This is a genomic window from Variovorax sp. H27-G14 (genome assembly GCF_046156345.1).
In the GTDB taxonomy this organism is placed as follows: domain Bacteria; phylum Pseudomonadota; class Gammaproteobacteria; order Burkholderiales; family Burkholderiaceae_C; genus Variovorax.
On record NZ_JAYLVN010000013.1, the window covers coordinates 16419 to 38189 of the forward strand.

General features: G+C 64.9%; 20 protein-coding genes. 8 read left to right on the forward strand and 12 right to left on the reverse strand.

The features are described from left to right. Positions 1-6: 6 nt before the first annotated feature. Together VLK31_RS24835 and VLK31_RS24840 are read right to left on the reverse strand one after the other, a co-directional pair. Entirely contained in the window at positions 7-1278 is a 1272-nt protein-coding gene (locus VLK31_RS24835; protein WP_409171131.1) for an acyl-CoA thioesterase/bile acid-CoA:amino acid N-acyltransferase family protein, read from the reverse strand. 301 nt (positions 1279-1579) lie between these two features. Beyond that, entirely contained in the window at positions 1580-2056 is a 477-nt protein-coding gene (locus VLK31_RS24840; protein ID WP_409171132.1) for a hypothetical protein, read from the reverse strand. 169 nt (positions 2057-2225) lie between these two features. On the opposite strand from VLK31_RS24840, the gene VLK31_RS24845 reads away from it, so the two are divergent. The 7 genes from VLK31_RS24845 (at position 2226) to VLK31_RS24875 (ending at position 9625) form a co-directional block, all read left to right on the forward strand. Beyond that, positions 2226-6176, forward strand: a complete 3951-nt coding sequence (locus tag VLK31_RS24845) for an RHS repeat-associated core domain-containing protein (protein WP_409171133.1) — start codon at positions 2226-2228, stop codon at positions 6174-6176. After that, positions 6173-6751 carry a hypothetical protein gene (locus VLK31_RS24850; RefSeq protein ID WP_409171134.1) on the forward strand — a complete coding sequence of 193 codons (579 nt, stop codon included), beginning with the start codon at positions 6173-6175 and terminating at the stop codon, positions 6749-6751. The genes VLK31_RS24845 and VLK31_RS24850 overlap by 4 nt, the downstream gene beginning before the upstream one ends. Positions 6752-7010: 259 nt before the next feature. Continuing rightward, a complete protein-coding gene (locus VLK31_RS24855; protein ID WP_409171135.1) occupies positions 7011-7610 on the forward strand; it encodes a hypothetical protein in 600 nt (199 codons plus the stop codon). After that, positions 7607-7891, forward strand: coding sequence for a hypothetical protein (locus tag VLK31_RS24860; protein ID WP_409171136.1), 285 nt, complete (start codon positions 7607-7609; stop codon positions 7889-7891). The genes VLK31_RS24855 and VLK31_RS24860 overlap by 4 nt, the downstream gene beginning before the upstream one ends. Before the next feature lie 234 nt (positions 7892-8125). Then, a complete protein-coding gene (locus VLK31_RS24865; RefSeq protein WP_409171137.1) occupies positions 8126-8632 on the forward strand; it encodes a hypothetical protein in 507 nt (168 codons plus the stop codon). 103 nt (positions 8633-8735) lie between these two features. Next, positions 8736-9335 (forward strand): RHS repeat-associated core domain-containing protein, encoded by a 600-nt coding sequence (locus tag VLK31_RS24870; protein ID WP_409171138.1) that lies wholly within the window; start codon positions 8736-8738, stop codon positions 9333-9335. A gap of 8 nt (positions 9336-9343) precedes the next feature. Beyond that, positions 9344-9625 (forward strand): DUF6959 family protein, encoded by a 282-nt coding sequence (locus tag VLK31_RS24875; protein ID WP_409171139.1) that lies wholly within the window; start codon positions 9344-9346, stop codon positions 9623-9625. A gap of 534 nt (positions 9626-10159) precedes the next feature. Here the strand turns inward: VLK31_RS24875 and VLK31_RS24880 are convergent. The 10 genes from VLK31_RS24880 to VLK31_RS24925 all read right to left on the reverse strand — a co-directional run bounded on the left by VLK31_RS24880 (position 10160) and on the right by VLK31_RS24925 (position 19486). After that, positions 10160-10957 (reverse strand): AraC family transcriptional regulator, encoded by a 798-nt coding sequence (locus VLK31_RS24880; RefSeq protein WP_409171140.1) that lies wholly within the window; start codon positions 10955-10957, stop codon positions 10160-10162. Positions 10958-11011: 54 nt separating this feature from the next. Further along, positions 11012-11284 carry a hypothetical protein gene (locus tag VLK31_RS24885; RefSeq protein WP_409171141.1) on the reverse strand — a complete coding sequence of 91 codons (273 nt, stop codon included), beginning with the start codon at positions 11282-11284 and terminating at the stop codon, positions 11012-11014. Positions 11285-11332: 48 nt separating this feature from the next. Beyond that, positions 11333-12721 (reverse strand): hydroxymethylglutaryl-CoA reductase, degradative, encoded by a 1389-nt coding sequence (locus VLK31_RS24890; RefSeq protein WP_409171288.1) that lies wholly within the window; start codon positions 12719-12721, stop codon positions 11333-11335. Further along, positions 12718-13485 carry an enoyl-CoA hydratase/isomerase family protein gene (locus tag VLK31_RS24895; protein WP_409171142.1) on the reverse strand — a complete coding sequence of 256 codons (768 nt, stop codon included), beginning with the start codon at positions 13483-13485 and terminating at the stop codon, positions 12718-12720. Before VLK31_RS24895 ends, VLK31_RS24890 begins: the two co-directional genes overlap by 4 nt. Continuing rightward, positions 13485-14702, reverse strand: coding sequence for a CaiB/BaiF CoA transferase family protein (locus VLK31_RS24900; RefSeq protein WP_409171143.1), 1218 nt, complete (start codon positions 14700-14702; stop codon positions 13485-13487). Before VLK31_RS24900 ends, VLK31_RS24895 begins: the two co-directional genes overlap by 1 nt. 49 nt (positions 14703-14751) lie before the next feature. Then, entirely contained in the window at positions 14752-15438 is a 687-nt protein-coding gene (locus VLK31_RS24905; RefSeq protein WP_409171144.1) for an ABC transporter ATP-binding protein, read from the reverse strand. 8 nt (positions 15439-15446) lie between these two features. Beyond that, the gene (locus VLK31_RS24910; protein WP_409171145.1) at positions 15447-16217 is read right to left on the reverse strand and encodes an ABC transporter ATP-binding protein; all 771 of its coding nucleotides are present in this window, start codon (positions 16215-16217) and stop codon (positions 15447-15449) included. Next, entirely contained in the window at positions 16214-17179 is a 966-nt protein-coding gene (locus VLK31_RS24915) for a branched-chain amino acid ABC transporter permease (RefSeq protein ID WP_409171146.1), read from the reverse strand. Before VLK31_RS24915 ends, VLK31_RS24910 begins: the two co-directional genes overlap by 4 nt. Beyond that, on the reverse strand, positions 17179-18084 hold the full coding sequence (locus tag VLK31_RS24920) for a branched-chain amino acid ABC transporter permease (protein ID WP_409171147.1): 906 nt from the start codon (positions 18082-18084) through the stop codon (positions 17179-17181). The genes VLK31_RS24915 and VLK31_RS24920 overlap by 1 nt, the downstream gene beginning before the upstream one ends. Before the next feature lie 82 nt (positions 18085-18166). Beyond that, a complete protein-coding gene (locus VLK31_RS24925; RefSeq protein WP_409171148.1) occupies positions 18167-19486 on the reverse strand; it encodes an ABC transporter substrate-binding protein in 1320 nt (439 codons plus the stop codon). 202 nt (positions 19487-19688) lie between these two features. On the opposite strand from VLK31_RS24925, the gene VLK31_RS24930 reads away from it, so the two are divergent. Continuing rightward, a complete protein-coding gene (locus tag VLK31_RS24930; protein ID WP_409171149.1) occupies positions 19689-21755 on the forward strand; it encodes a helix-turn-helix domain-containing protein in 2067 nt (688 codons plus the stop codon). The last annotated feature ends 16 nt before the right edge of the window (positions 21756-21771 follow it).

The following is a 21771-nucleotide window of genomic DNA, read 5'->3' on the forward strand; positions in this document are numbered from 1 at the left end:
GCCCGTCTACAGCTTGTCTCGCAGGAACGCCAGCATCCTGCGCCATGAATCTTCCCGGGCGCGGGCCGTGCCGGCCGGCGAACCGCCAAGGTTCTGCGCTTCACCCGATACAGGGTGCGTGAAGCGCGTCGACATGGTGGACACGTTCGGCCATCCGAGGCTGTGGCCCGCGTCGGCGTACGACACGTGTTCGACGGAATGGGCGAAGCCCTTGCGCTGCAGGCGGGCCACTGCAAATTCGGTCAGCGCGGCGGAGGGCCAGATGCGGTCGTCCTGAGCGCTGATCAGCAACACCGGTCCCTGGATGTTTTCCACACGAACCGAGGCGGCTTCCACCAAGGCGCTGTCCTGGAGTGGAATCAGGTACCAGTCGAAGCTGTCGGCGTCGACACGCCCTTGCGCGACGGCCTCGTTCCACTCGGCGAGCGGCATGACATCGGCGTACGGCACGTCCTTGCCGCCGAGCGTCCAGGCCGAGTGCCCGCTCGGCGGATAGGCGGGCCCGACGATGCCGCTCGCCACGTAGGCCACCACCGCCCGGATGGCGGGAAACGTCGCTCCCAGCAGCAGCGCCAGCTCACCGCCCCGGGATGCGCCCGACACGGCGATGCGCTCGGGGTCGACCTTGTCCTGCCGCGCGAGCCAGGCGATGGCCTTGCCGAAGTACTCCAACGGAATACGGTCCAGTGTGGGCGGCAGCGCCTCGGCCCCGAAGTAAGCCAGTGCCAGCGCCACATACCCATGCGATGCCAGCAGCGCGGCCATTTCCTGCGACCACTGCACGCCGCCACCCGAGCCGCCCACGACCAACACCGCAGGGTGGCGCCCGGGTGCCAGCGGCGCGAAAAGGCTGCCGACGAGTCCCTCTTCGCGCACCTTGCGCAATGCAACAGAAGCGTCGTAATAGCGCCTGCGAATGCTGTGCGTGACTGGCGCGGCGGACTCGCTTTCGACGACGAGCACGACGGTCATGGGGTCGTCCCCGCGCAGCATTGAAAGCGGCACATCGGCGGCCGGTCGCACCGAGCGGGACCAGAACAAACCCATCGCGTCCACGCCCGTGTAGTCGCCGGCTGCAGGCGCATCGCGGGACAAGTCCACGTCGCCTGCGGCGCCCGCGTGAAAGCTCGTTTGCGAGGCCAGCAAGGTTCCCGCAGGCCCGGCGCCCAGCGCGTGGAGCTTGATCTGCTGACCCGGCAACAGCCCGTGCACGGTGATGTGCAGGGTTTCGTCGAACAGGCATTCGGTGGGGAGCGGGCCGAAGGAGATGGAAGGCATTGAGGATTATTGCGGCGGTGCTTTGGGTGTGCGGCTTCACTGGCAGCGGCATTCGGGTTGCAAAGTCCGTCTTTGGTGGCTCCGCTGCTTGCTGCATCAGTCGAACGCGCAATGTTTGAATTGCTGAACACTGCGGATGCCCTCGTCCCCTAAAGCCCGCCACTCGATCAAGAGCTTGCGCGAGTGACGGGCAGCCCCCTTGAACGCACGTCCTGTATCTGCGTCTTTTTCAGCTGGAACACCGTTTACCGTATTTCCGCATTGATTTTTCACTTTTATCCGGTCGATTGAGTGAGCAAAATTAATCCAGCGATCTACCTGGAAAAATTAAAAAATCGTCTTTACTCGAGAATTGGTTATCAGTTTTTAATAGTTGATGAATGACTGTTAATGATTGAGAACTTTTAAGTCTAGGAATACTGCTCGAATTTAAAGATTGCATTGTAAAAAATTCAGGTGACATGTACCTTCCGGGCGCAGTCAGAATCTTGCGCCGCGTTTTTTGGCGTTTCAAGAATTCCGATACACCAAAAAACGGGAGGAATGCAATGAGGCTATTTAAATCTTTGCTTGCCGCGGTATTCGCAATTTTTGCGTCAGACGCATTTGCAGCAACGTACACAGCCACAGCGGCTGACGTATCAGGCACCGGTTCCTCGCCGTCGCAGGCAGTAGAGGCGTGGCGGGTCGCAAAACAGCAGAAGCCAGCCTGGATTTGTCTATCTTCGGGAGAACTTTGGGATAGCACGACCATAGAAATCAAGGCGCTCTCGGACACGTCATTTTCCTATTTGCGTCTTCATCCCGCAACTTCGGCGTCCCCGAATGGCTCTTGCACCGACGGTCACGCCGCGCAAACAACCTCCGGCGGCGGCTCCATCACCTCCGACAAACCGCCCTCTCCCCCGGAATTGCCACCCGCCTCCAAACCGGTTGCCGGAATGTGCATGGGCAATCCCATCCTCCCCGCGACAGCCGAGAAATACCGCGCCGAAATCGATTGGTCTGATTCCGGCCCCAATTCCCTTTTATTGAAGCGCACCTACCGCAGCAGTTGGGCCGCTGATTCGGGCCGAGAAACAAATCCGCTGGGCCAGGTCTGGTCGCACAACTTCAGCGCCAGGCTCGTCGCCACACCTGCAACCGCACCCTCGAGCGTGGCCTTCACCACCGCCGAAGGCCACGTACGCACCTTCGACAAACTGCCCGGTGCCACCCACTGGAGCGCCGGCAGCGGTGCCGACACTCTCGCGCAAACCTCCTCGGGCGGCTGGACTTACCGCCGTGCCGACGACGACACCTCGTTCCACTTCGATGGTTCCGGCAAGCTGCTGTCCGAAGTGAACAGAAACGGCTGGGTCACCGCGCACACGTACAACGGTCTTGGTCAACTGGTCTCGGTGAGCAACGGATTCGGCCGCACCCTGACCCTGGCTTACAACGGCTCGGGCCGCCTGGCCACAGCGACCACCCCAGATGCCCGCGTCATTTCGTATGCCTACGACGGGGTTGGTCGCCTGTCTTCGGTCGCCTACCCCGATGGCAAGGTTCGCAGCTTCGCCTACGAGATCGCTTCGTTCCCTCAAGGCCTGACAGGCATCTTCGACGAGAGCGGCGCTCGCTGGGGCACCTTCGCCTACGACAACGCAGGCCGGGCGGTCAGCAGCCAGCTTGCCGGTGCCGCGGACAGCTACCAGGTCAGCTACCCCGCTGCAGGGTCGGCCACCGTGGTCGACCCGCTGGGCACCAGCCGCAACTACAGCTATGCCAGCTCTCAAGGCACGCTCGCCGTCACCTCGGGGTCTCTGCCCTCGGGCGAGGGCCTGGACGATGCGGCCAGCCGCGTACAGGACGCGAACGGCCTGCCGACGTCGGAGACCGACTTCAAGGGCACTGTCACCACCACCAGCTGGGACGCTGTGCGCCGTCTGCCGACCACTGTGGTCCATGCAGCCGGCACGCCCGATGCGCGAACGGTGACCACCCAGTGGCACGCCACCTTCAGCCTGCCGGCACTGGTCACCGAACCCGGCCGCACGACCGCCTTCACCTATGACGCCTTCGGCAACACCCTGTCGAAGACCGTCACCGACACCGCCACGAACAAAGCCCAGCTCTGGCAGTGGACCTACAACACGTCTCAGCTTGCAGCCACCGCAACGGAACCCAACGGCGCAGTCACCACCTACAGCTACGACCCGCACGGCAACCTCCTCGCATCGACGAATGCCCTGGGCCATGTCACCGGCTACACGTATGACAACGCCAACCGCGTGGCCAGCACGACCGCCCCCAACGGTCTGGTCACCACCTACACCTACGACCCGCGCGACCGCCTGCTGACCCAGACCGTGGGCGGCCAGACCACCACGCTCACCTACAAGCCCTACGGCACGGTGGAGACCGTGACGCTGCCCACCGGCCTTGCGCTGACCTACACCTACGACGAGGCCCATCGCCTCACAGGCTGGCGCAACAACCGAGGCGAGAGCGGCAGCTACACGCTCGACGGCATGGGCAACCGCACCGCCGAGCAGGTCAGGGACAGCGCAGGCGCATTGGCCTGGAGCGTGGCGCGCACCGTCAACAACATCAACCGCCTCGCCGGCAAGACCGAGGGTCCTAACCAGACCCACACCTTCGGCTACGACGCCAACGGCGAGCTCGTGCGCACCACCAATGGCCTGAACGAAAGCAACCAGTACGGCCTGGACGGCCTGCGCCGCATCAGCCGCGTGACAGACGCGATCGATCTGTCGGCCACCTTCAAGTACAACGCGCTCGACGCCGTCACAGAAGCCAAGGACTTCAAGGGCGTGGCGACCGTCTACACGCGTGACGCCCAAGGCAACGCCACCACCGAGTCAAGCGCCGACACGGGCACGGCGAGCACGCAGTACGACGCGCTGGGCCTGCCCAGCCAGATCACCGACGCCATGGGCCGGGCCACGACCATTCGCAGAGACCTGCTCGGTCGGCCGACCAGCCTGGTCTTTGCGGACGGCAACACCACCATGCTGCGCTACGACCTCACGCCCCCGAGCAGGGGCTACCTGTCGGAAATCGTCGACCGCAGCGGCACCACGCAGTACATCCGCGATGCCCTCGGTCGCGTGTCGATCAAGAAGCAGACGCTCGCCACAGGGGCAGGCACAGGCAACATTCTGCAGGTGCGCTACATGTACAACCGCGACGGCACGCTGGCGGCCATCCACTACCCGAACGCGGGCGGCGTGCTCTGGCATGCCTATGACAACACCGGGCGCCTGAGCGGCCTGAGCCTGAACGGCAACCCGCTGGTCACCGGCATCACTTGGAATCCGCTGGGGCAGCCCACTGGCTGGACCTGGGCTCTGGCCTCTCCTGCGGTGTCAGCGAGCCGTGCCTACGACACCGCGGGTCGCCTCACCGCGACGGAGTTCAGCAGCTACAGCTACGACGCGGCCGGCCGTGTGTCCGGCGTCAGCCAGAACCTCTATCAACCCGGCGATGCGGACCCGATGAAGAGTTCAATGTCGGCCCACACCGTCGCATGGACACCCGTCTACAGCATGCCGGGCCGGCTGCGGCACTTCGACGCGCCGGGCCACACGCACGCATTGACCTACGACAACAACGGCAACCGAGCCAGCAGCGTCGTGGTGCGAGGCGCACAGACCGTCAGCCGCATCTACACCGCAGAAGCCACGAGCAACCGGCTGACAGGCTTCACGCAGACGATCAATGGATCGAGCAGCACAAGCGTCAGCTACGGCTACAACGCCAACGGCGACCTGCTGACGGATGGCCTGCGCAGCTACGCCTACGACGCCGAAGGCCGACTGGCCGCAGTGACCACCGGCGCCACAGATGTGAGCCCGACCACGCGGTACGTGCACAACGCGCTGGGGCAGCGGGTGTTCAAGACCGAGCCGCTGTACCCGCCGGTGCAGGGCAACGAAAGCAACCCCGGCGTCATGCGAAGCCTGGTCGGGTTTTTTACGAAGCTGTGGAGTCCGGGCAGCACGTCAGCGGAGCGACTGGGCTATGCGTATGCGTATGACGAGCAGGGCAAGCTGATCGCAGAGGTGGGCAGTGGCGGTGCAGCCAGTGCGGGGCAGGCGCAGTACGTGTACTTGCCAACTGCCAGTGGGCCGATGCCGATTGCTGCGGTGATCAACGGTGCGACTTATGCCGTGCACAGCGATCACCTGAACACGCCGAGAAAACTCACGAACGCAAGCGGGCAGCCTGTCTGGCAATGGAGCTATAGCGCCTTCGGGGACGAGAAGCCGACGGTTGCGAAGAGCCGGTTTGCGAATCTGGACATCACGCCGAATCCGGGCACGACGAACATCTCCGAGGTGAAGTTCAACCTGCGGTATCCGGGGCAGTATTACGACAGCGAATCAGAACTGCACTACAACGTCAATCGCTCCTACGATCCGAGGACCGGGCGCTATACGCAGCCGGATCCGACTGGACTTGACGCTGGCTGGAATCTCTTTGCCTATGCAGAGCTCAACCCGTTGCTGTTCGCAGATCCCGAGGGACTGGAAACCGTCTACAACATTGGCTCCGTGTCCATCGTCGCCTATCCGGGCCCTCCTGCGACTGACTTCCGTGCAGAGCACGGCTCGAAAACGGGTGCAGGTCATCATGTGCACACGTTCATTGGAAAGCAGGAAGGGCCACGATTTTTGACGGGTTCTTTTGGTGTTTACCCTGGAGATGAGAAGTTATGTGCCGGCCCTTTCAAGGACACACTGGACAAACTCACTGAGGGTGAAAAGCAGTACATCAAACGCGCGCAGATGCAAGTCTTCAATGACGGAAAACTCAGTAATCGCTTGCAAAATCGCAGACTCCAGCTGACGCTGCCTCGGATAATGAGCGGTATGCCAAAGGGACGTGAATGAACTCAAGTACAACGGTCGAACATGCCTACTGGCTTGCTTGCAATGAAGATGCCGACGTGGCCCGATTGGGTCGCACCGTGCTCGAAGCCCTGGCTGAGCGTGGTTTCTATGGCGCCATGCTTCACTTCATATCGATTTTTGATCTCGGCAATGGCGGCGTCGTGCCGGATGCTGAAATCGTGGTCAAGTGGATTCGGCGAGCGAGAGATATGCATCCGACACTGAATAGCGCGGACGATCTGTACACCGCTGGTGCGCGCTGTTGTTGGGACGCGCGATTTGGCGTGACCAAAGCCGAAGCGTTGAAGATGCTCCAACGTGCTGGCGAGTCCGGGCATGCGGATGCACTTTGGCAGATGTACGAACAGACCCGCTATGAAAATCCGCTTGACTTTGATAGGTTGCAAATCCTCGAATCGGCCGCCCAAGGACTGAGTGCGCAAGCGCTGGTAGAACTCGCGACGCTGGAGCAGCGAAATGATCGCGAACGCTCAATGACGATGCTGCGGGCTGCGGAAGCTCTGGGAAGTTTGCGGGCAAGAGAAATGCTCGCACCTAAGTTGAATTTAGCTTGAGCATTCCGCCGGATCGCATCGACCAAGTGAAGAAAAGGGGTTATGAAGAAAAGGGGTCAGAGTCAATTTCTCCCCACACCGCGGGCCGCCTCACCGCGACGGAGTTCAGTGGCTACAGCTACGACGCGGCGGGCCGTGTGTCCGGCGCTGCATCTACACCACTGAGGTCACGAGCAACCGGCTGACAGGCTTCACGCAGACCCTCAATGGATCGAGCAGCACAAACGTCAGCTACGGCTACAACGCCAACGGCGATATGGTGAGTGACGGCCTGCGCAGCTATGCCTACGACGCCGAAGGCCGACTGGCCGCGGTGACCACCGGCGCAACGGATGTGAGCCCTACCACGCGGTACGTGCACAACGCGCTGGGACAGCGGGTGTTCAAGACCGAGCCGCTGTATCCGCCGGTGCAGGGCAACGAAAGCAACCCCGGCGTCATGCGAAGCCTGGTCGGGTTTTTTACGAAGCTGTGGAGCCCGGGCAGCACGTCGGCGGAGCGACTGGGCTATGCGTATGCGTATGACGAGCAAGGCACGCTGATTGCGGAGGTGGGCAGTGGGGGTGCGGCCAGTGCGGGGCAGGCACAGTACGTGTACTTGCCAACTGCCAGTGGGCCGATGCCGATTGCTGCGGTGATCAACGGTGCGACTTATGCGGTGCACAGCGATCACCTGAACACGCCGAGACGACTGACGAACGCGGGCGGGCAGCCTGTCTGGCAATGGAGCTACAGCGCCTTCGGGGACGAGAAGCCGACGATGGCGAAGAACCGGTTTGCGAATCTGGACATCACGCCGAACGCGGGTACGACGAAGCGGTTCCTCGCGATCAGCGTAGGTAAAGGAAAAATTAAATGACACGTCCTCGTATCTCTGTCGACTTCAACGAGATGGTGGAGCCCGATCTTGTACTTTTATCAAAGACCGACAGTCGAGCAGATGCATCTGGAAAATACGTTCTCCTCCACGAAGGGCTTGCGGTGAATATTTATGAGATGGATGTGGGGGAGTACGGTCAGCCAGCGACCATGGTTGCAGATGGTGTGGTTGAGCTAAACAAGAGTGATGCAAGCTGGGCGAGCGCAGCAAAATGGTGCTGTCGCATTGATGGATGCGGTATCCGACATGAGCCTGATTAAAGCATTGGCTGTCACTGCGCTTTCACAGTCCGGAAGAAAAAGGGTCAGAGTCCAATTTCCCCAACCCTGCGGGCCGCTTGGCCGCGGCAGAGTTCAGTTGCACGCGTAAACACTGTCGACACTCGCAGCTGGTATTGAGCTGCCGACTCGCGGAGCGACTAATGCAACCAGGACTCATAGCCAGACGGGCGACCATGTGATGCTGATTCGCAAGCCCTAAGAAAGAACGTTGGTATGAAAAAAAGCCAATTTCCAGTTTACGCAACATCAGAAGATTGGACGCTTCTGGTAGCGACTGTTTCACAGCAGCGCCCGTTGAAGCTTGTCAAGGCCGGGCTTTTCGAGAACCCGCTGCCGCAGATTTGCAGTGATATGAACGAGTTGGTTCCGCTCACGATCTATCTTGTACTTGATGAAGCGATCAAGGTTTCGACGAGACAGGTCACGCAACGTGACGAAACGGTCAAACACGCGATAGACCAACTCGAAAACCCTGATTCGGTGAGCCTGCATCTAGGCGGCTTGGCGAGTGAAAATCGGCTACTTGCGGGACAAATCGGAACGGTTCGACCGGAGAAAGCGTCGCAAGATTTGTACGCTTTATTCACTCGGGAGATAATGAATACGTTTGCGAAGATTAAGTCGTACTACGTTGGTCCTGGAGCGCAAAAATTGCTGGTAGCAGGCGTGAGATTGAGCCCAACTCTCAAGTCGCCGCCAACTTATGACTTGCCGAGATAAAAATTGAACATCGCGCGTTCGGGAAGGTAAGCCGACGATTGCGAACAACCGGTTTGCGAATCTGGACATCACGCCGAACCCCGGCACAACGAACCTCTCCGAGGTGAAGTTCAACCTGCGGTATCCGGGGCAGTATGCGGATGAGGAGTCGGGGTTGTTTTACAACGGGTTCAGGACGTACAGCCCGACGACCGGGAGGTATACGCAGGGAGATCCGATTGGGTTGGATGGCGGGTGGAATCGGTTCGGTTATGCCGGTGCGAATCCGCTGAGCTACGTTGATCCTGACGGCTTGCAGCGATCAAGAATGTTGCGACCCTACGAGAATCAAATTTTTGAAGCCGGTGGCGGTGTCGGCGGCGGTAGATCGATATTTGGCGGTGGAGGGAGAGCATCGGGATCGAGAGCCGGGGGTGGTGCAAAACTCGAGAACATATCGCCAGGCGATGCGAGAAGAATCCAAAATGCTGCTGATCGGACGGGAACACCAATTTGCGTGGTTGAGAGCCGAGCGAATGGAACGGCACGACCGGCATCCGATTGGGACTACGTCATTCCACCGACGGCTTCAAGGTCAACCGCGCACAGTTTGAAAAGTTCGCTTCCCGACGGGCCGAGAGGCCTTGGTGAACCACGTAACCTGGACCTCTGGCGCGACACAGTAAATGCTGGCAGACCACACATCATCTTCCCGCCGAACTAACAATTACCATGATCAAGACACTTGAACTTCTAGGGCGTCCAGTCAACTTTGCGGTCGTCCAACTCCCGGAGCGCAACTATCCGGGAGTGGTTGTGCAAGGCGACACGTTGAATGGGCTAGTGCGCCGCCTCGAAGAAATGAGCGCTCTCGTGCGGTCCAACGAATTAGAAGACCTGACGACGGAGATCGAGGAAATGCGGGAGCAGTTGTCTGCCGCGCGGGAATACTACGAAGCCACCTGCGCTGAGCGCGGAATCCAATTGCCTTACCCTAAAACGAAGACCCCTTGATCACATCACTGGCCCAACATCTTGGCTGGCCTGAGGCGAAGAAAGGGGTCAGCGGCCAATTTTCCTCACACCTCGGGCCGCCTCACCGCCACGGAGTTAATCGGCGACGGCTACAACGCGGCCGGGCGAGGACTTGACGGCTTCTTGAACAGAACCCGAGGTAAGCGACCCAGCTTTCACAGCGCCTTTGTTCGTCACCGCCTGGGGTAACGGGTGTTCAAGACCGAGCCGCTGTATCCGCCGGTGCAGGGCAACGAAAGCAACCCCGGCGTCATGCGAAGCCTGGTCGGCTTTTTTACGAAGCTGTGGAGTCCGGGCAGCACGTCAGCGGAGCGACTGGGCTATGCGTATGCGTATGACGAGCAGGGCACGCCGATTGCGGAGGTGGGCAGCGGCGGTGCGGCCAGTGCGGGGCAGGCGCAGTACGTGTACTTGCCAACTGCCAGTGGGCCGATGCCGATTGCTGCGGTGATCAACGGTGCGACTTATGCCGTGCACAGCGATCACCTGAACGCTTCTATAAATCGCAAGCCTTCACCCCATGTCCGAATCACACCGCCCCAGGTAATGCTTGGGCGTCTTGCCCATCACCCGCCTGAACATCGCCGTGAATGCGCTCGGGCTTTCATAGCCCAGGTCCATCGCCACGGTGGTCACCGGCGTGTCCATCGCAAGCCGGCGCAGTGCTTCCATCAGCCGCAGTTGCTGCCGCCACATCGTGAAGGTGATGCCGGTCTCGTCTCGGAACAGCCGCGTGAGCGTGCGCCGGCCCAGTGCACCGTGGCGTGCCCAGTACTCCAAATCGCCATCGTTGCCCGGGTCGTCCAGCAGCGCGCGGCAGATGCGCAGCAGCCTCGGGTCTTGCGGCATCGGCACGTGCAGCGGCACCTTGGGCGCCGCGCAGATCTCGTCGAGGATGAGCCGCATCACCCGACCGTCGCGGCCTGCCTCGTCGTACAGCAGCGGGATGCCGATGGCATCGATCACCAGTTGCCGCATCAGCGGCGACACCTCTATCACGCAGCACTCGGTCGGCAGGTTGGGTGAGGCGTCCGACTGGATGTACAGCGAGCGGTTGGACACCGCCTGCCCGCGCGCATGCATCTCGTGCACCACGCCGCCCGGCACCCACACGGCGCGGTTGGGCGGCACCAGCCACGCGCCGGTGGGGGTGTGCAGCGTGAAGGTGCCTTTCACGGCATAAGCGAGCTGCGCGCGCGGGTGCGAATGCGAGGGCACGATCAGCGAGGGCTCGGGGTCGTGCTCGACCACGATCATCGATACCGGCCGCGGAATGACCTGGTAGGCCTCGAAGGTGTTGGGGCGAATCATGGGCTTCGATACTCCTTCGTGTGGGGTGCGGCTGGCGGCGTCGGTCGCTACGCCTCAGTGCACGGCCGCGTACATGATCTTGTCTTCGGTCGCGGCCTCCGGCGCAAACTCTTCCACCACCCGGCCCTGCCGCATGACGAGGATGCGGTCGGACAGGGTCAGTATTTCCGGCAGGCGCGCATTGGTGTCGATGGATCTGATCCCGAGCATGCCAAGCACGGCCAGCAGCAGCAGCACGATGCGCTCCTGCGTAAGCCAGCCGGTGTGAAAGAACCGGCGCGCCGCCATGGCCGGCGGCGCGTGCTCGGTGTGCTGTGAGGTGCTCATGGCAGTTGCGCTCCGTGGGTGTTCAAGACATTCGGGGCCAGGCCGCTGTCAGGCGGTCGACTTGCCGCGCAGCTGCGCGAGCAACGCAAGCGCGCGGTCGGTGCGCACGTCGTGCTCGGCGGCCATCTGCTTGGCGACCGCGTCTATCTCGTCGCCCGTGGCACCGGCCACCAGCGCGATGTTGCGTGCGTGCAGCGCCATGTGGCCGCGCTGAATGCCTTCGGTGGCCAGTGCGCGCAGCGCGCCCAGGTTCTGCGCCAGGCCCACGGCCACGGCCACTTCGCCCAGCTCTTGCGCCGAGGTCACGCCAAGGATCTTCAGCGACAGTTGCGCCAGCGGGTGCGTCTTGGTCGCGCCGCCCACCAGGCCGACGGGCATCGGCATTTCGATGGTGCCGACGAGCGCGCCGCTCGTGTCTTTCTCCCAGGTGGTGAGCGAGGTGTAGCGCCCGCTGCGGCAGGCGTACGCATGCGCGCCGGCCTCTACCGCGCGCCAGTCGTTGCCCGTGGCCACGATCACCGGGTCGATGCCGTTCATGATTCCCTTGTTGTGCGTGGCCGCGCGGTACGGGTCGATGGCCGCGAAGGTGTAGGCGTCGAGCACGCCTTCAATGATTTCCTCGCCGCTGCGCTCCGCCGTTTTCAGCACTGCGGGCGTGAGCCGCACGCGGGCGCGTGCCAACCGCAGGTCGGCCAGGTTCGACAGGATGCGCAGGCGCACCTTGCCGCCGGTGAGATTTTCGACCAGTGGAGACACCGCCTCGGCCATGGTGTTGACGGTGTTGGCGCCCATTGCGTCGCGCACGTCGACGATCAGGTGCATCACGATCATGGCGCCGCGTGCGGTGTCGGGGAACACATGCACCTCGATGTCGCGGCAGCCGCCGCCCAGGCCGATCAGCACCTTGTCGCGGCTGTTGGCCACTTCCAGTATCTGGTCGCGTGCGCGCAGCAGCGCCTGCCGTGCGCCGTACGGGTCGGTCACGCCGAGCACCTGTACCTGGGCCCGCATGATCGGCCCGGTGCTCGACGCATCGAAGCCGCCGCCTTCGCGCGCCAGCTTGGCCATGAAGGAAGCGGCTGCCACCACCGAAGGCTCTTCGACCACCATCGGCACCAGGTACTCGCGCCCGTTCACCAGAAAGTTGCCGGCCACGCCAAAGGGCAGCTCGAAGGTGCCGATGACGTTTTCGATCATGCCGTCGGCACGCGCCAGCGGCAGCGCGCCGGGCGCCTTCAGCAGCGCGACCTCTTCAGGCGTGAGGCCCGTCACCGTGGCGATGTGGTCGAGGCGCTGGGCCGGCGTGAGCGCGCGAAAGTTGGGGAGGCGGGAGTCTTGAACCATGGGCTGTCCTGAATCGATGAATGAACGAGCGATCGAGCGATCGAGTGATCGAGTGAATGGGTGAGCGGGCGAATCCGTGGAAGGCGCGTTCAGCGCGCCGCGGACCGATCGCGCGACAAAAAGCGGCGCAGGCCTTCGCGCGCCTCTTCGCTGGTGAAGGCGCGCTGGCCGAGCACGGCCTCGCGGCGAAAGGCTTCGTCGAACGGCAGGTGTGCGAGCGTGAGCGCCGCCTCCTTGATGACCGCCACGGCCACGCGCCCCTTCTTTGCGATGCCGCGCGCAAAGTCCAGCGCCACGGCCTCCAGCTGGTCGGGCGGCACCACGCGGTTCAGCAAGCCCATTTCCGCGAGGCGGCGCGCGGGAAAGCGTTCGGCCGTGAGCATCAGCTCCATCGCCAGCGCATACGGAATCTGCCGCACCAGCCGCACCAGCGTGCCGCCGGCCGGCGTGAAGCCCAGAGAGGCTTCGGGCAATGCGAACACCGACGTCTCCGAAGCCACGCGAATGTCGGCGGCCAGCATGATCTCGAAGCCCCCGCCCATGCACAGCCCGTTGATCGCGGCCACCACCGGTTTGTAGAAACCCGGCTGCTTGATGTGGGCGCCGTCCCATTCCGAAATGTCGAAGCGGCCCTCGGCCAGCGCCGGAATCGATTCGCCCAGGTCGGCGCCAACGCAAAACGCGCGCTCGCCGTTGCCGCCCAGCAGCACCACGCGCACCTTCGGGTCGTCGTTCGCGCGCACGAAGGCCTGCGCAAGCTCGTCGTACATGGCCAGCGTGAGCGCGTTGAGTTTGTCGGGGCGGTCGAAGCGCACGTGCGCAATGCCTTGGTCGTCCACCGCGTAGGAAATGCCCATCAGATCACCCCCTCGGCCACATAGCGGTCGTAGTCGGCCGCGTCCATGCCCAGCCAGCCCTTGAGCACGATCTCGTTGTGCTCGCCGAACCCGGGCGCGCTGCCGACCGCGTGCGCCGGCGTTGCCGACAGCTTCATCGGGCTGCCGAAGGCCTGCACCTGCACGCCGTCCACCTGCGTGGGCACGAACATGTCGCGCGCCGCCAGGTGCGGGTCGGCCACCACCTCGGCAATGGTCTTGATCGGGGTCATAGGAATGGTGTCGCCGGCCATGGCCTCCAGCTCGGCCTTGGTGTGCCGCGCGCACCAGGCCTGCACGATGGGCTGCACCCGGCGCGTGTAGGTGTCGGGGTCGAAGCGCTTTTCCATGGTGTCGATCTCGGCGTCGTCGACCAGCGCCGGCTCGCCGAAGATGCGGCACGCCTCGCGCCAGAACTTGTCGGTGTAGGCGCCGAAGAAGACGAAGCCGTCCTTGCAGGCGTACTGGCCGTAGGGCCGTACGAAGGGGTGGTCGTTGCCCAGCGGCTCGCCCACCACGCCGTCGACCGTGTAGTTGACGATGGCGTGCTCGGTCAGCGTGACCACCGCGTCCTGCTGGGCCACATCGACCCACTGGCCCTCGCCGGTCTGCCGCGCATGGATCACCGCCGACAGCCCCGCAATGGCCGCATAGAACGAGGCCGACAGGTCCCCGATGATGGTGCCCACGCGCAACGGCGCGGCACCCTTCTCGCCGTTGAGCGACCACAGGCCGCCGGTGGCCTGCGCACTGTTGTCGTAGGCCGGCCGGCGCGAGTTGGGCCCGGTCTGCCCAAAGCCGCTGATCGACACGTACACCAGCCGCGGGTTGCACGGCTTCAGCGCCTCGTAGCCCAGCCCCATGCGCTCCATGGTGCCGGGGCGAAAGTTTTCCACCAGCAGGTCGGCCTTGCTCACCAGCTCGCGCAGCAGCGCGCGGCCCTGCTCCGACTTCAGGTCCAGGCTCACGCCCAGCTTGTGGCGGTTGTACTGCGCGAAGAAGGCGCTGGCCTTGCCGGTGTGGCCCTGCACGAAGGGCGGAAAGGTGCGCACGTAGTCGGGCTCGGCCGGGTTCTCGACCTTGATGACGGTGGCGCCCAGGTCGGCCAGCATCATGGTGCAGTAAGGCCCGGCCACCACGCGGGTGACGTCGATCACGACCATGCCGCGCAGCGGTCCCTCGCCGAGCGGAAGCTGCATTGGTTCAGTACTCACTTGTGTGTTCTCCGTGGGGATACATGTCGAGGGTTCAGGCGGGGCCGCACGCCATCTGAGAGACGGCGTCGCATGCCGTCTCGGAGACGGCGCCGCGTTCGATGTACAGGGTGCGGCTGTGCACCGCGTCGAGCAGCGCCGCGTTCGATTCGGTCACCACCACGCACAGCTGCGGATGCGACACCCGCAGGGCGCGCAGCGCATCGCCGTACTGGCGCGCCAAGGCGGGCGCCAGGCCCTGAAAGGGTTCGTCGAGCAGCACGAAGCGCACGCCCACCATCAGGGCGCGCGCAAGCGCAACGATCTTTCCCTGCCCACCGGACAGTGCCGCGCCCGAACGCCCGAGCATCGGCTCCAGCTGCGGCACGCTGGCCAGCACGGCGTCGATGCGCCGCTGGATCTCGTGGCGCGGCAGCCGCAGCACCTCGCATGGCAAGGTGATGTTCTGCGCGACGCTCAGCGTGGGAAAGATCACGCGGTCTTCCGGCGCGTAGCCGAAGCCGGCCGCGGCGCGGTGCGAAGCGGGGCTGCGCGTGATGTCTTCGCCGTCGAGCAGCAGCCTGCCCGAACGCGGCGCAACCAGCCCCATGAGCGCGCGCAGCAGCGTGGTCTTGCCCGCGCCGTTACGCCCGACCACGGCCACCGTCTGGCCCGGCGCGAGTTCCAGCGCGACACCGCGCAGCACCGAGTGCCCCGCCAGGTCGATATGGACGGATTCCATGCGCAGCATCAGCGTTCTCCCAGCACGTCGCGGCGCACCAGCGCGTCGGCGAACACCTGCGCCGGCGTGCCGTCGGCGGCAATGCGCCCGTCGATCCACGCGGCCACCCGCGTGGCGTAGCGGCGCACGATTTCCACGTCGTGCTCCACGAACCAGCTCGTGACCTGGCGCTGCCGCAGGGCGTGCATCAGCGTCTGCATCACGCCGTGCTTGTCCTGCGAAGACACGCCGCTGGTGGGTTCGTCCATGATCACCAGCTTGGGCTCCAGCATCAGCGCAATGCCCACGTCCAGCAGCTTGCGGCGGCCTTCCGGCAGCACGGTGGTGGGCGTGTCGGCATGCGCGCCAAGCTCGACCAGCTCCAGCATCTCGCTCACCGCGCGCTGGTCGGCCGCGCGAGAGAGCGAAGTCCAGCGCGACAGGCGCCCCTGCCGGCTCACGGAGGCCAGCTCCAGGCACTGGCGCACCGTGTGGTCCAGAAAAAGCTGCGGCAACTGGAACGAGCGGCCCACACCCAGGCGCGCGATCTGCCGCGGCCCCTGGCGGGTGATGTCCTGGCCCTCGAACAGCACGCGGCCGCTGTCGGGCTTGATGTAGCCGGTGCAGATGTTGATGAAGGTGGTCTTGCCCGCGCCGTTGGCGCCGATCACCGCCAGGTGCTCGCCGCGCGCCAGCGAAAAGTCGATGCCGTCGGCGGCGGTGATGCCGCCGAAGCGCAGCGTCAGGCCTTCGGTGCGCAGCAGCTCGCCCTGCTTCTGTTGGGTCGTCGATGCGGTCATGGCGCCTCCTGCGGCCGCTGCGTGCGCGGTGCACGCCGGCGCCAGCCGACGATGCCCTGCGGCGCAAAGAAGATCACCACGATCAGCGTGGTGCCCAGCAGAATCTGCCAGGCGTTGGTGAAGTAGGCGGCCGCGGCGAGCTTGATGAGCTCGAACACGGCCGCGCCAAGAAAGGCCCCCACCGCATGGCCCGAGCCGCCCAGGATGGCGATGAACACGTACTCGCCCGAGCGAATCCAGTAGCCGCTCTCCGGGGTCACCAGGCTCTGCACCAGTGCGAGCAGCGCGCCGGCAAGGCCGACCAGTCCGGCCGACAGCACGTAGCCCTCGGCCAGCACCATGCGGGCCGACAGGCCGATGTACTCCAGCCGGGTTTCGTTGGTGCGCAGCGCCACCATCACCTGGCCTGAGGAAGAGTCGAAGTACCGCTGCACCGCCCAGGTGACGGCCACGGCCAGCGACAGCACGAGCACCAGCACGCCCAGCTCGAACTGGCCGCGCTCCAGCGCCATGCCCAGCAGCGTGGGCCGCTCGAAGCGCAGGCCGTCGGTGCCGCCGGTCCATGCATAGAGCTTGCCGGCCAGCGAGAACAGCACCATCGACAGGCCGAGGTTCAGCATGCCGAAGAAGATGCCGCGGTAGCGCGACACAAAGGCCGCCATCAACGCACCGCACACCAGGCTGGCGAGCACGCCCGCGGCAACCGCGACCACGCCGTCGATGCCGGGGAACGCCCGCACGCTGAACGCGGTGGCATAGCCGCCGATGGCCGCGTACATGGCGTGGCCGAACGACACCTGGCCCGCGCGCATGAGCACCGTGAGGCCCAGCGCGGCCAGGCCGAAGCACAGCAAGGTGATGAGCGGCATGCGCGACGAGGGCATGGCCCAGCCAGTACCCAGCAACACCAGCACCACCAGCACCACGAGCGCGCCCACCGCGAGAGAGGTCGGTTTGCGCATCAGATCCTCCGCGCCACGGTGACGGTGAAGAGCCCGTGTGGGCGCACCAAAAGCACCGCCACCATCATCAGGTAGGGCATGACGACTTCGAGCTCGGGCAGCGTGTACACCGCCAGCGAACGCGCCATGCCGATCAGCACGGCAGCCACCAGCGCGCCGGTGATCTGCCCCAGCCCGGCGGTGGCGATGACGGCGAAAGAGGTCACGATCATCTCGGCGCCAAGCCCGGGCACGAACGACGTCATGGGCACCGACAGCGCCCCACCCAGCGCGCCCAGCGCACCGGCCAGCGCGAAGGTCAGCGTGCCGACACGCGCTGCGTGAATGCCCAGTGCGGTCGCCACTTCGCGGTGGTGAATGACCGCCACAATCTGCCGCCCCGCCGTCGAATGGCGCAACAGAAACTGCAGGCCCGCGTAGGCCACCAGCGCCACGCCGGGAATGAACAGCAGCTGGTAGTTCAGGAAGGTGACGCCCAGCAGCTCGGTGGTGCCGAGCCGCGTGGCCAAGTCGCCCGCGCTGACGGGCGTGGCGCCCCACACCATGCGCTGCACGTCTTCCAGCACCATGAAGGCCGCGAACGTCACAAGCAACTGCAGCACCGGGTCGCGGTCCTGAAAGTGGCGCAGCAGGCCACGCTCCAGCAAGGCGCCCAAAGAGCCACCGACCACCGCCGCGGCGACGAACAGCGAGCCCACCAGCGCCCATGTGGACGAGGTGTGCGGCAGCAGCCAGGCCAGCAGGCTGGCCGCGCTGTAGCCACCGAAGGCATACAGGCTGCCGTGCGCCACGTTGATCACGCCGAAGACGCCGCAGATCAACGTGAGGCCCAGCGAGATGAGAAACAGCAAGCCGGCGTAGGACAGGCCGTCGACGGTGGCAAGCAAAAGAAGGTTCAGGTCCATGAACGGTGGGCGCCTCTTGTCCTTGATGTCGTTGATGTGGCTGAAGTCGGTGATGTGAGTGAGGTCGGTCGCGTCGACTGCATCAGTCGCCCACGCGCCGGATCTGCGGGCTCTTCAGCAGCGCGGGCTTGAGCGTCTTCACCCACTCGGCGGACTTCTGGCCCACGGGCGGCGTGAGGATGTCGGCCGGATAGAACGAGAGCTGACGCGCCACCGGGAAGGGCTGCGACGCGTCCTTGGCGGTCACGCCGTAGAGCTGGCCCTGCAATGCCTGGCCGTCCTCGCGCAGCTTGATCGGGCGCGACAGGCCGCGGTACTCCAGCTTGCGCAAGGTGGCCGCGAGCTGGTCGGTGCTCGGCCACTGGCCCTTGTTGTCGGCAAGCGCCTGCTTGTAGGCACCGGTGGCCGCCTTCAGCGCCTGCACCATGTGATACACGGCGAAGTTGGGGTAGGCACCGGTGCGCTGCTTGAACTTCTGCACGAAGGCGCGCGCCTCGGGGTCGTTGGCAAACTCCGGGTCGGCAAAGTAGCCGTCGCCGACGAAGCCCACGATCACGCCCGGCGGCACCGCGTCGCCGAGCCGCTCGAGCGACGAGTCGGCCAGCGGCAGCACGAACTGCGACGACTTGAGCAGGCCGCGTTGCGAGGCCTGGCGCAGAAAGGTGTCGAGGTCGCCGCCCCAGGCGGTGGACAGCACCACGTCGGGCCGCAGCGCCTGCAGCCGCGTGACCTCGCTCGAGAAGTCGGACGCGCCGAACTTGGGGAACAGCTCGGCCACGATCTTCACGTCGGGCTTGAGCGCGAGCAGCGTGTTGCGAAAAATTTCCCACGAGTCGCGGCCCCACGCGTAGTCCTGGTTGACCACCGCAAGGGTCTTGAAGTCGGGCCTGGTCTTGAGCAGGTGCAGCACGGCCGCCACCATCTCCATGGTGCCGTTGGGACCGGTGCGAAACACGTACTTGTAGCGGCGCTCTTCGAGCACCTTCTCGGTCGAGCACTCCCACAGAATGTTGATGACCTTGAGGTCTTCGGCCACCGGCGCCAGCGCATTGCAGTAGCCGCTGGAGATGGCCGACAGCATCAGCTTTTCTCCGGGCTCCTGCGCCAGCCGGCGGTACTCGGAGAGGAACTTGTCGGCGCCCTGCCCTTCGTCGATCCAGGTGGGGCTGAGCTTGGTGCCGCTGATGCCGCCCGCGGCGTTGAAGTCTTCGATCCACATATCGGCCGCCACCTTGGCGGGCGCGCCGAGCACCGAGGCCGGGCCGGTCATGAAGGTGCTGATGCCGAGCTTTATTTCAGCGGGGCGCTGAGCTTGAGGCTGCGGTTGAGGCTGGGCAATGGCGGCCGTGGCCAGGGCGAACACGGCCGTTCCCCACGCCATGAGTGTGGCAAGCGATTTCACTGGGTTGTCTCCTGTGGTCTCTCACTGTTAATGTGCGAGTGCATGAATCATGTCGATCGCAACCGCGATCTCCTATGGCGCATCCACACACCAGATCAGCTGCCTTATGGGCAGTTCGCACATCGGCCGCACCGCAGTGCGGTTCGCGTCAGGGTTTGCACTGAGCTTTGATGCCCGCAGGGGCACACACCGGGAGAGGTCTTTGACAACATCGGAATCGGTCGCGCGCCAAGGCGGCGCGGCCATGGGCGCGCACGAAGCTGAAACCGCGGCGCTGGTGCCCGCGGAGCTGCAGTCGGAGCTGCTCGCCATGCTTCAGCGCAACGCCAGCGCGCGCGAGTTCGACGACATGCTGGCGCGCGTGCAGGCCACGGTGCGCGACCCGGCCCAGCGCTCGCTGCTGGCCGGCAGCATCCGCGCGGCGGTGGCGGTCTGCGAGCAGCAGGCGCTGCAGCAGCGGCGCGAGCGCGGCCTGCTGGTGGTGCTGGAGAGCGCGCAAGACCTCACGTCGATCCGCGACCTCGAACTGGTGCTGCAGGCCATCGTGCGCCGCGCGCGGCAGATTTTTTCGGCCGACATCGGCTACCTCACCAACTTCGACCGCCTGCGCAACGACTTCTACATTCGCGCGACCGAGGGCGCGATTTCGGAGCGCTTCAAGAACGTGCGCGTGCCGCTGGACCACGGCATCTGCGGCCACGTGCTCAAGCACAAGACGCCGTACCACAGCAGCGACTACCTGACCGACCACGGCTTTGCGCACGAGCAGGGCATCGACCTGGCCATCAAGGACGAGGGCGTGCAGTCGCTCTTGGGCGCGCCGCTCATGGTGGGCAACCACTGCATCGGCGTGCTGTGCATCTGCGACCGGCAGCCGCGCCGCCATGCGCCGTGGGAGGTCGCGATGCTGTCGACGCTGGCCGCGCAGGCCGCGGTGGCCATCGAGAACGCGCGCCTGTTCCAGGAGGCACAGGTGGCGCTGCAGCGCGCCAGCGATGCCAACGCCTCGCTGCACCGCCAGGCCGAGGAGATTCAGACCGCGGCCGAGGCGCACGAGCAGATGACGCGGCTGGTCGCGCGCGGCTGCAGCGTGGTCGACATCCTCAACATGGTGGCGTCGATGCTGGGGGTTCACATCGCGCTGCTCGACGAGGCCGAGCAGCCGACCCAGCACGCGACGCTGGCGCCCGCGCACCTGGCCAGCGGGTTGGCCGAGCTGCTGGGCCTCACGCCGGTGCAAGACCTGATGCACAGCGCGCTCACCGAGGGCCGGCGCTCAGGCCGTTCGCATGCGGTCGAAGGCCACGGCGGCGGGCCCGACCCGCACCTTCATCTGCGCGTGGCAGCGCTGATGGGCGCCGACCGGCTGCTGGGCGCGATGGTGATGCTGTCGGACCGCGCGATGAGCGCCACCGAGATCCGCACCTTCGAGCGCGGCGCGCTGGTCGCGGGCGTGGTGCTGCTGTCGCAGGAGCGCAGCGAGCTGGTGGTGAGCGGCGAGTCGGCCGCGGCAATCCGCGCGCTGGTGAGCTGGCAACAGGAATCGCCGGCCGCGCTGCAGCTGCGTACCCAGCCGCTGGGCCTGGACCTGGGGTTGCCGCTGCGCATGGCGGTGCTCAGCGTGGAAGACCGGCACATCGAATACGCGCTGCGCCGCATGCGCCCGGCCGTGGCGCGCGGCACGCTGCTAGAGGAATGCGAGGGCTTCATCGTGGCCATCTGCCCCGAGGCCGCGTTCGAGCCGCTGCAGTCGGCGCTGCAGGCCACGCTGCTGCCCGACGCGCGCCTGAGCGCGGTGGGCGTGACGTCGGGCACGCAGTCGCAGGTCGACGGGCTGCCCGGCTGCTTTCGCGCGCTCAAGCGCGGCATCGACATCATGCGTGCGCTGGGTCGCTCGCACGAGCTGCTGCCCGAGGCCACGCTGTCGATGTATTCACTGCTGTTCGAGCAGCGCCGCGCGGCAGACGTCGCCGGCTTCATCGAGGCGACCGTGGGGGAGCTGGTGCAGCACGACCAGCGCCGCGGCACCGACCTGGCCGGCACGCTGCTGGCCTACCTGGAGCATGCGCAGAACGCGAAGGCCACCGCCGACGCGCTGCAGATCCATGTGAACACCTTGCGCCAGCGGCTGGAGTCGGTCGACGGCCTGCTGAAAAACTGGCGTGTGGGCGGACGCTCGCTTGAACTGCATGTGGCGCTGCGCATGCACATGCTGCGCAGGAAGGTGCAGGCGCAGGCGCTCACGGGGGGCGTGGGCGCGGGGCTCTAGCGTCCAGCGAGGGCTC

Bases quoted from the DNA above. Each gene is read 5' to 3' on its own strand.
- VLK31_RS24835 (WP_409171131.1), bottom strand. From the start codon at position 1,278: ATGCCTTCCATCTCCTTCGGCCCGCTCCCCACCGAATGCCTGTTCGAC.
- VLK31_RS24845 (WP_409171133.1), top strand. From the start codon at position 2,226: ATGGGCAATCCCATCCTCCCCGCGACAGCCGAGAAATACCGCGCCGAA.
- VLK31_RS24850 (WP_409171134.1), top strand. From the start codon at position 6,173: ATGAACTCAAGTACAACGGTCGAACATGCCTACTGGCTTGCTTGCAAT.
- VLK31_RS24860 (WP_409171136.1), top strand. From the start codon at position 7,607: ATGACACGTCCTCGTATCTCTGTCGACTTCAACGAGATGGTGGAGCCC.
- VLK31_RS24865 (WP_409171137.1), top strand. From the start codon at position 8,126: ATGAAAAAAAGCCAATTTCCAGTTTACGCAACATCAGAAGATTGGACG.
- VLK31_RS24875 (WP_409171139.1), top strand. From the start codon at position 9,344: ATGATCAAGACACTTGAACTTCTAGGGCGTCCAGTCAACTTTGCGGTC.
- VLK31_RS24880 (WP_409171140.1), bottom strand. From the start codon at position 10,957: ATGATTCGCCCCAACACCTTCGAGGCCTACCAGGTCATTCCGCGGCCG.
- VLK31_RS24885 (WP_409171141.1), bottom strand. From the start codon at position 11,284: ATGAGCACCTCACAGCACACCGAGCACGCGCCGCCGGCCATGGCGGCG.
- VLK31_RS24895 (WP_409171142.1), bottom strand. From the start codon at position 13,485: ATGGGCATTTCCTACGCGGTGGACGACCAAGGCATTGCGCACGTGCGC.
- VLK31_RS24900 (WP_409171143.1), bottom strand. From the start codon at position 14,702: ATGCAGCTTCCGCTCGGCGAGGGACCGCTGCGCGGCATGGTCGTGATC.
- VLK31_RS24905 (WP_409171144.1), bottom strand. From the start codon at position 15,438: ATGGAATCCGTCCATATCGACCTGGCGGGGCACTCGGTGCTGCGCGGT.
- VLK31_RS24910 (WP_409171145.1), bottom strand. From the start codon at position 16,217: ATGACCGCATCGACGACCCAACAGAAGCAGGGCGAGCTGCTGCGCACC.
- VLK31_RS24915 (WP_409171146.1), bottom strand. From the start codon at position 17,179: ATGCGCAAACCGACCTCTCTCGCGGTGGGCGCGCTCGTGGTGCTGGTG.
- VLK31_RS24920 (WP_409171147.1), bottom strand. From the start codon at position 18,084: ATGGACCTGAACCTTCTTTTGCTTGCCACCGTCGACGGCCTGTCCTAC.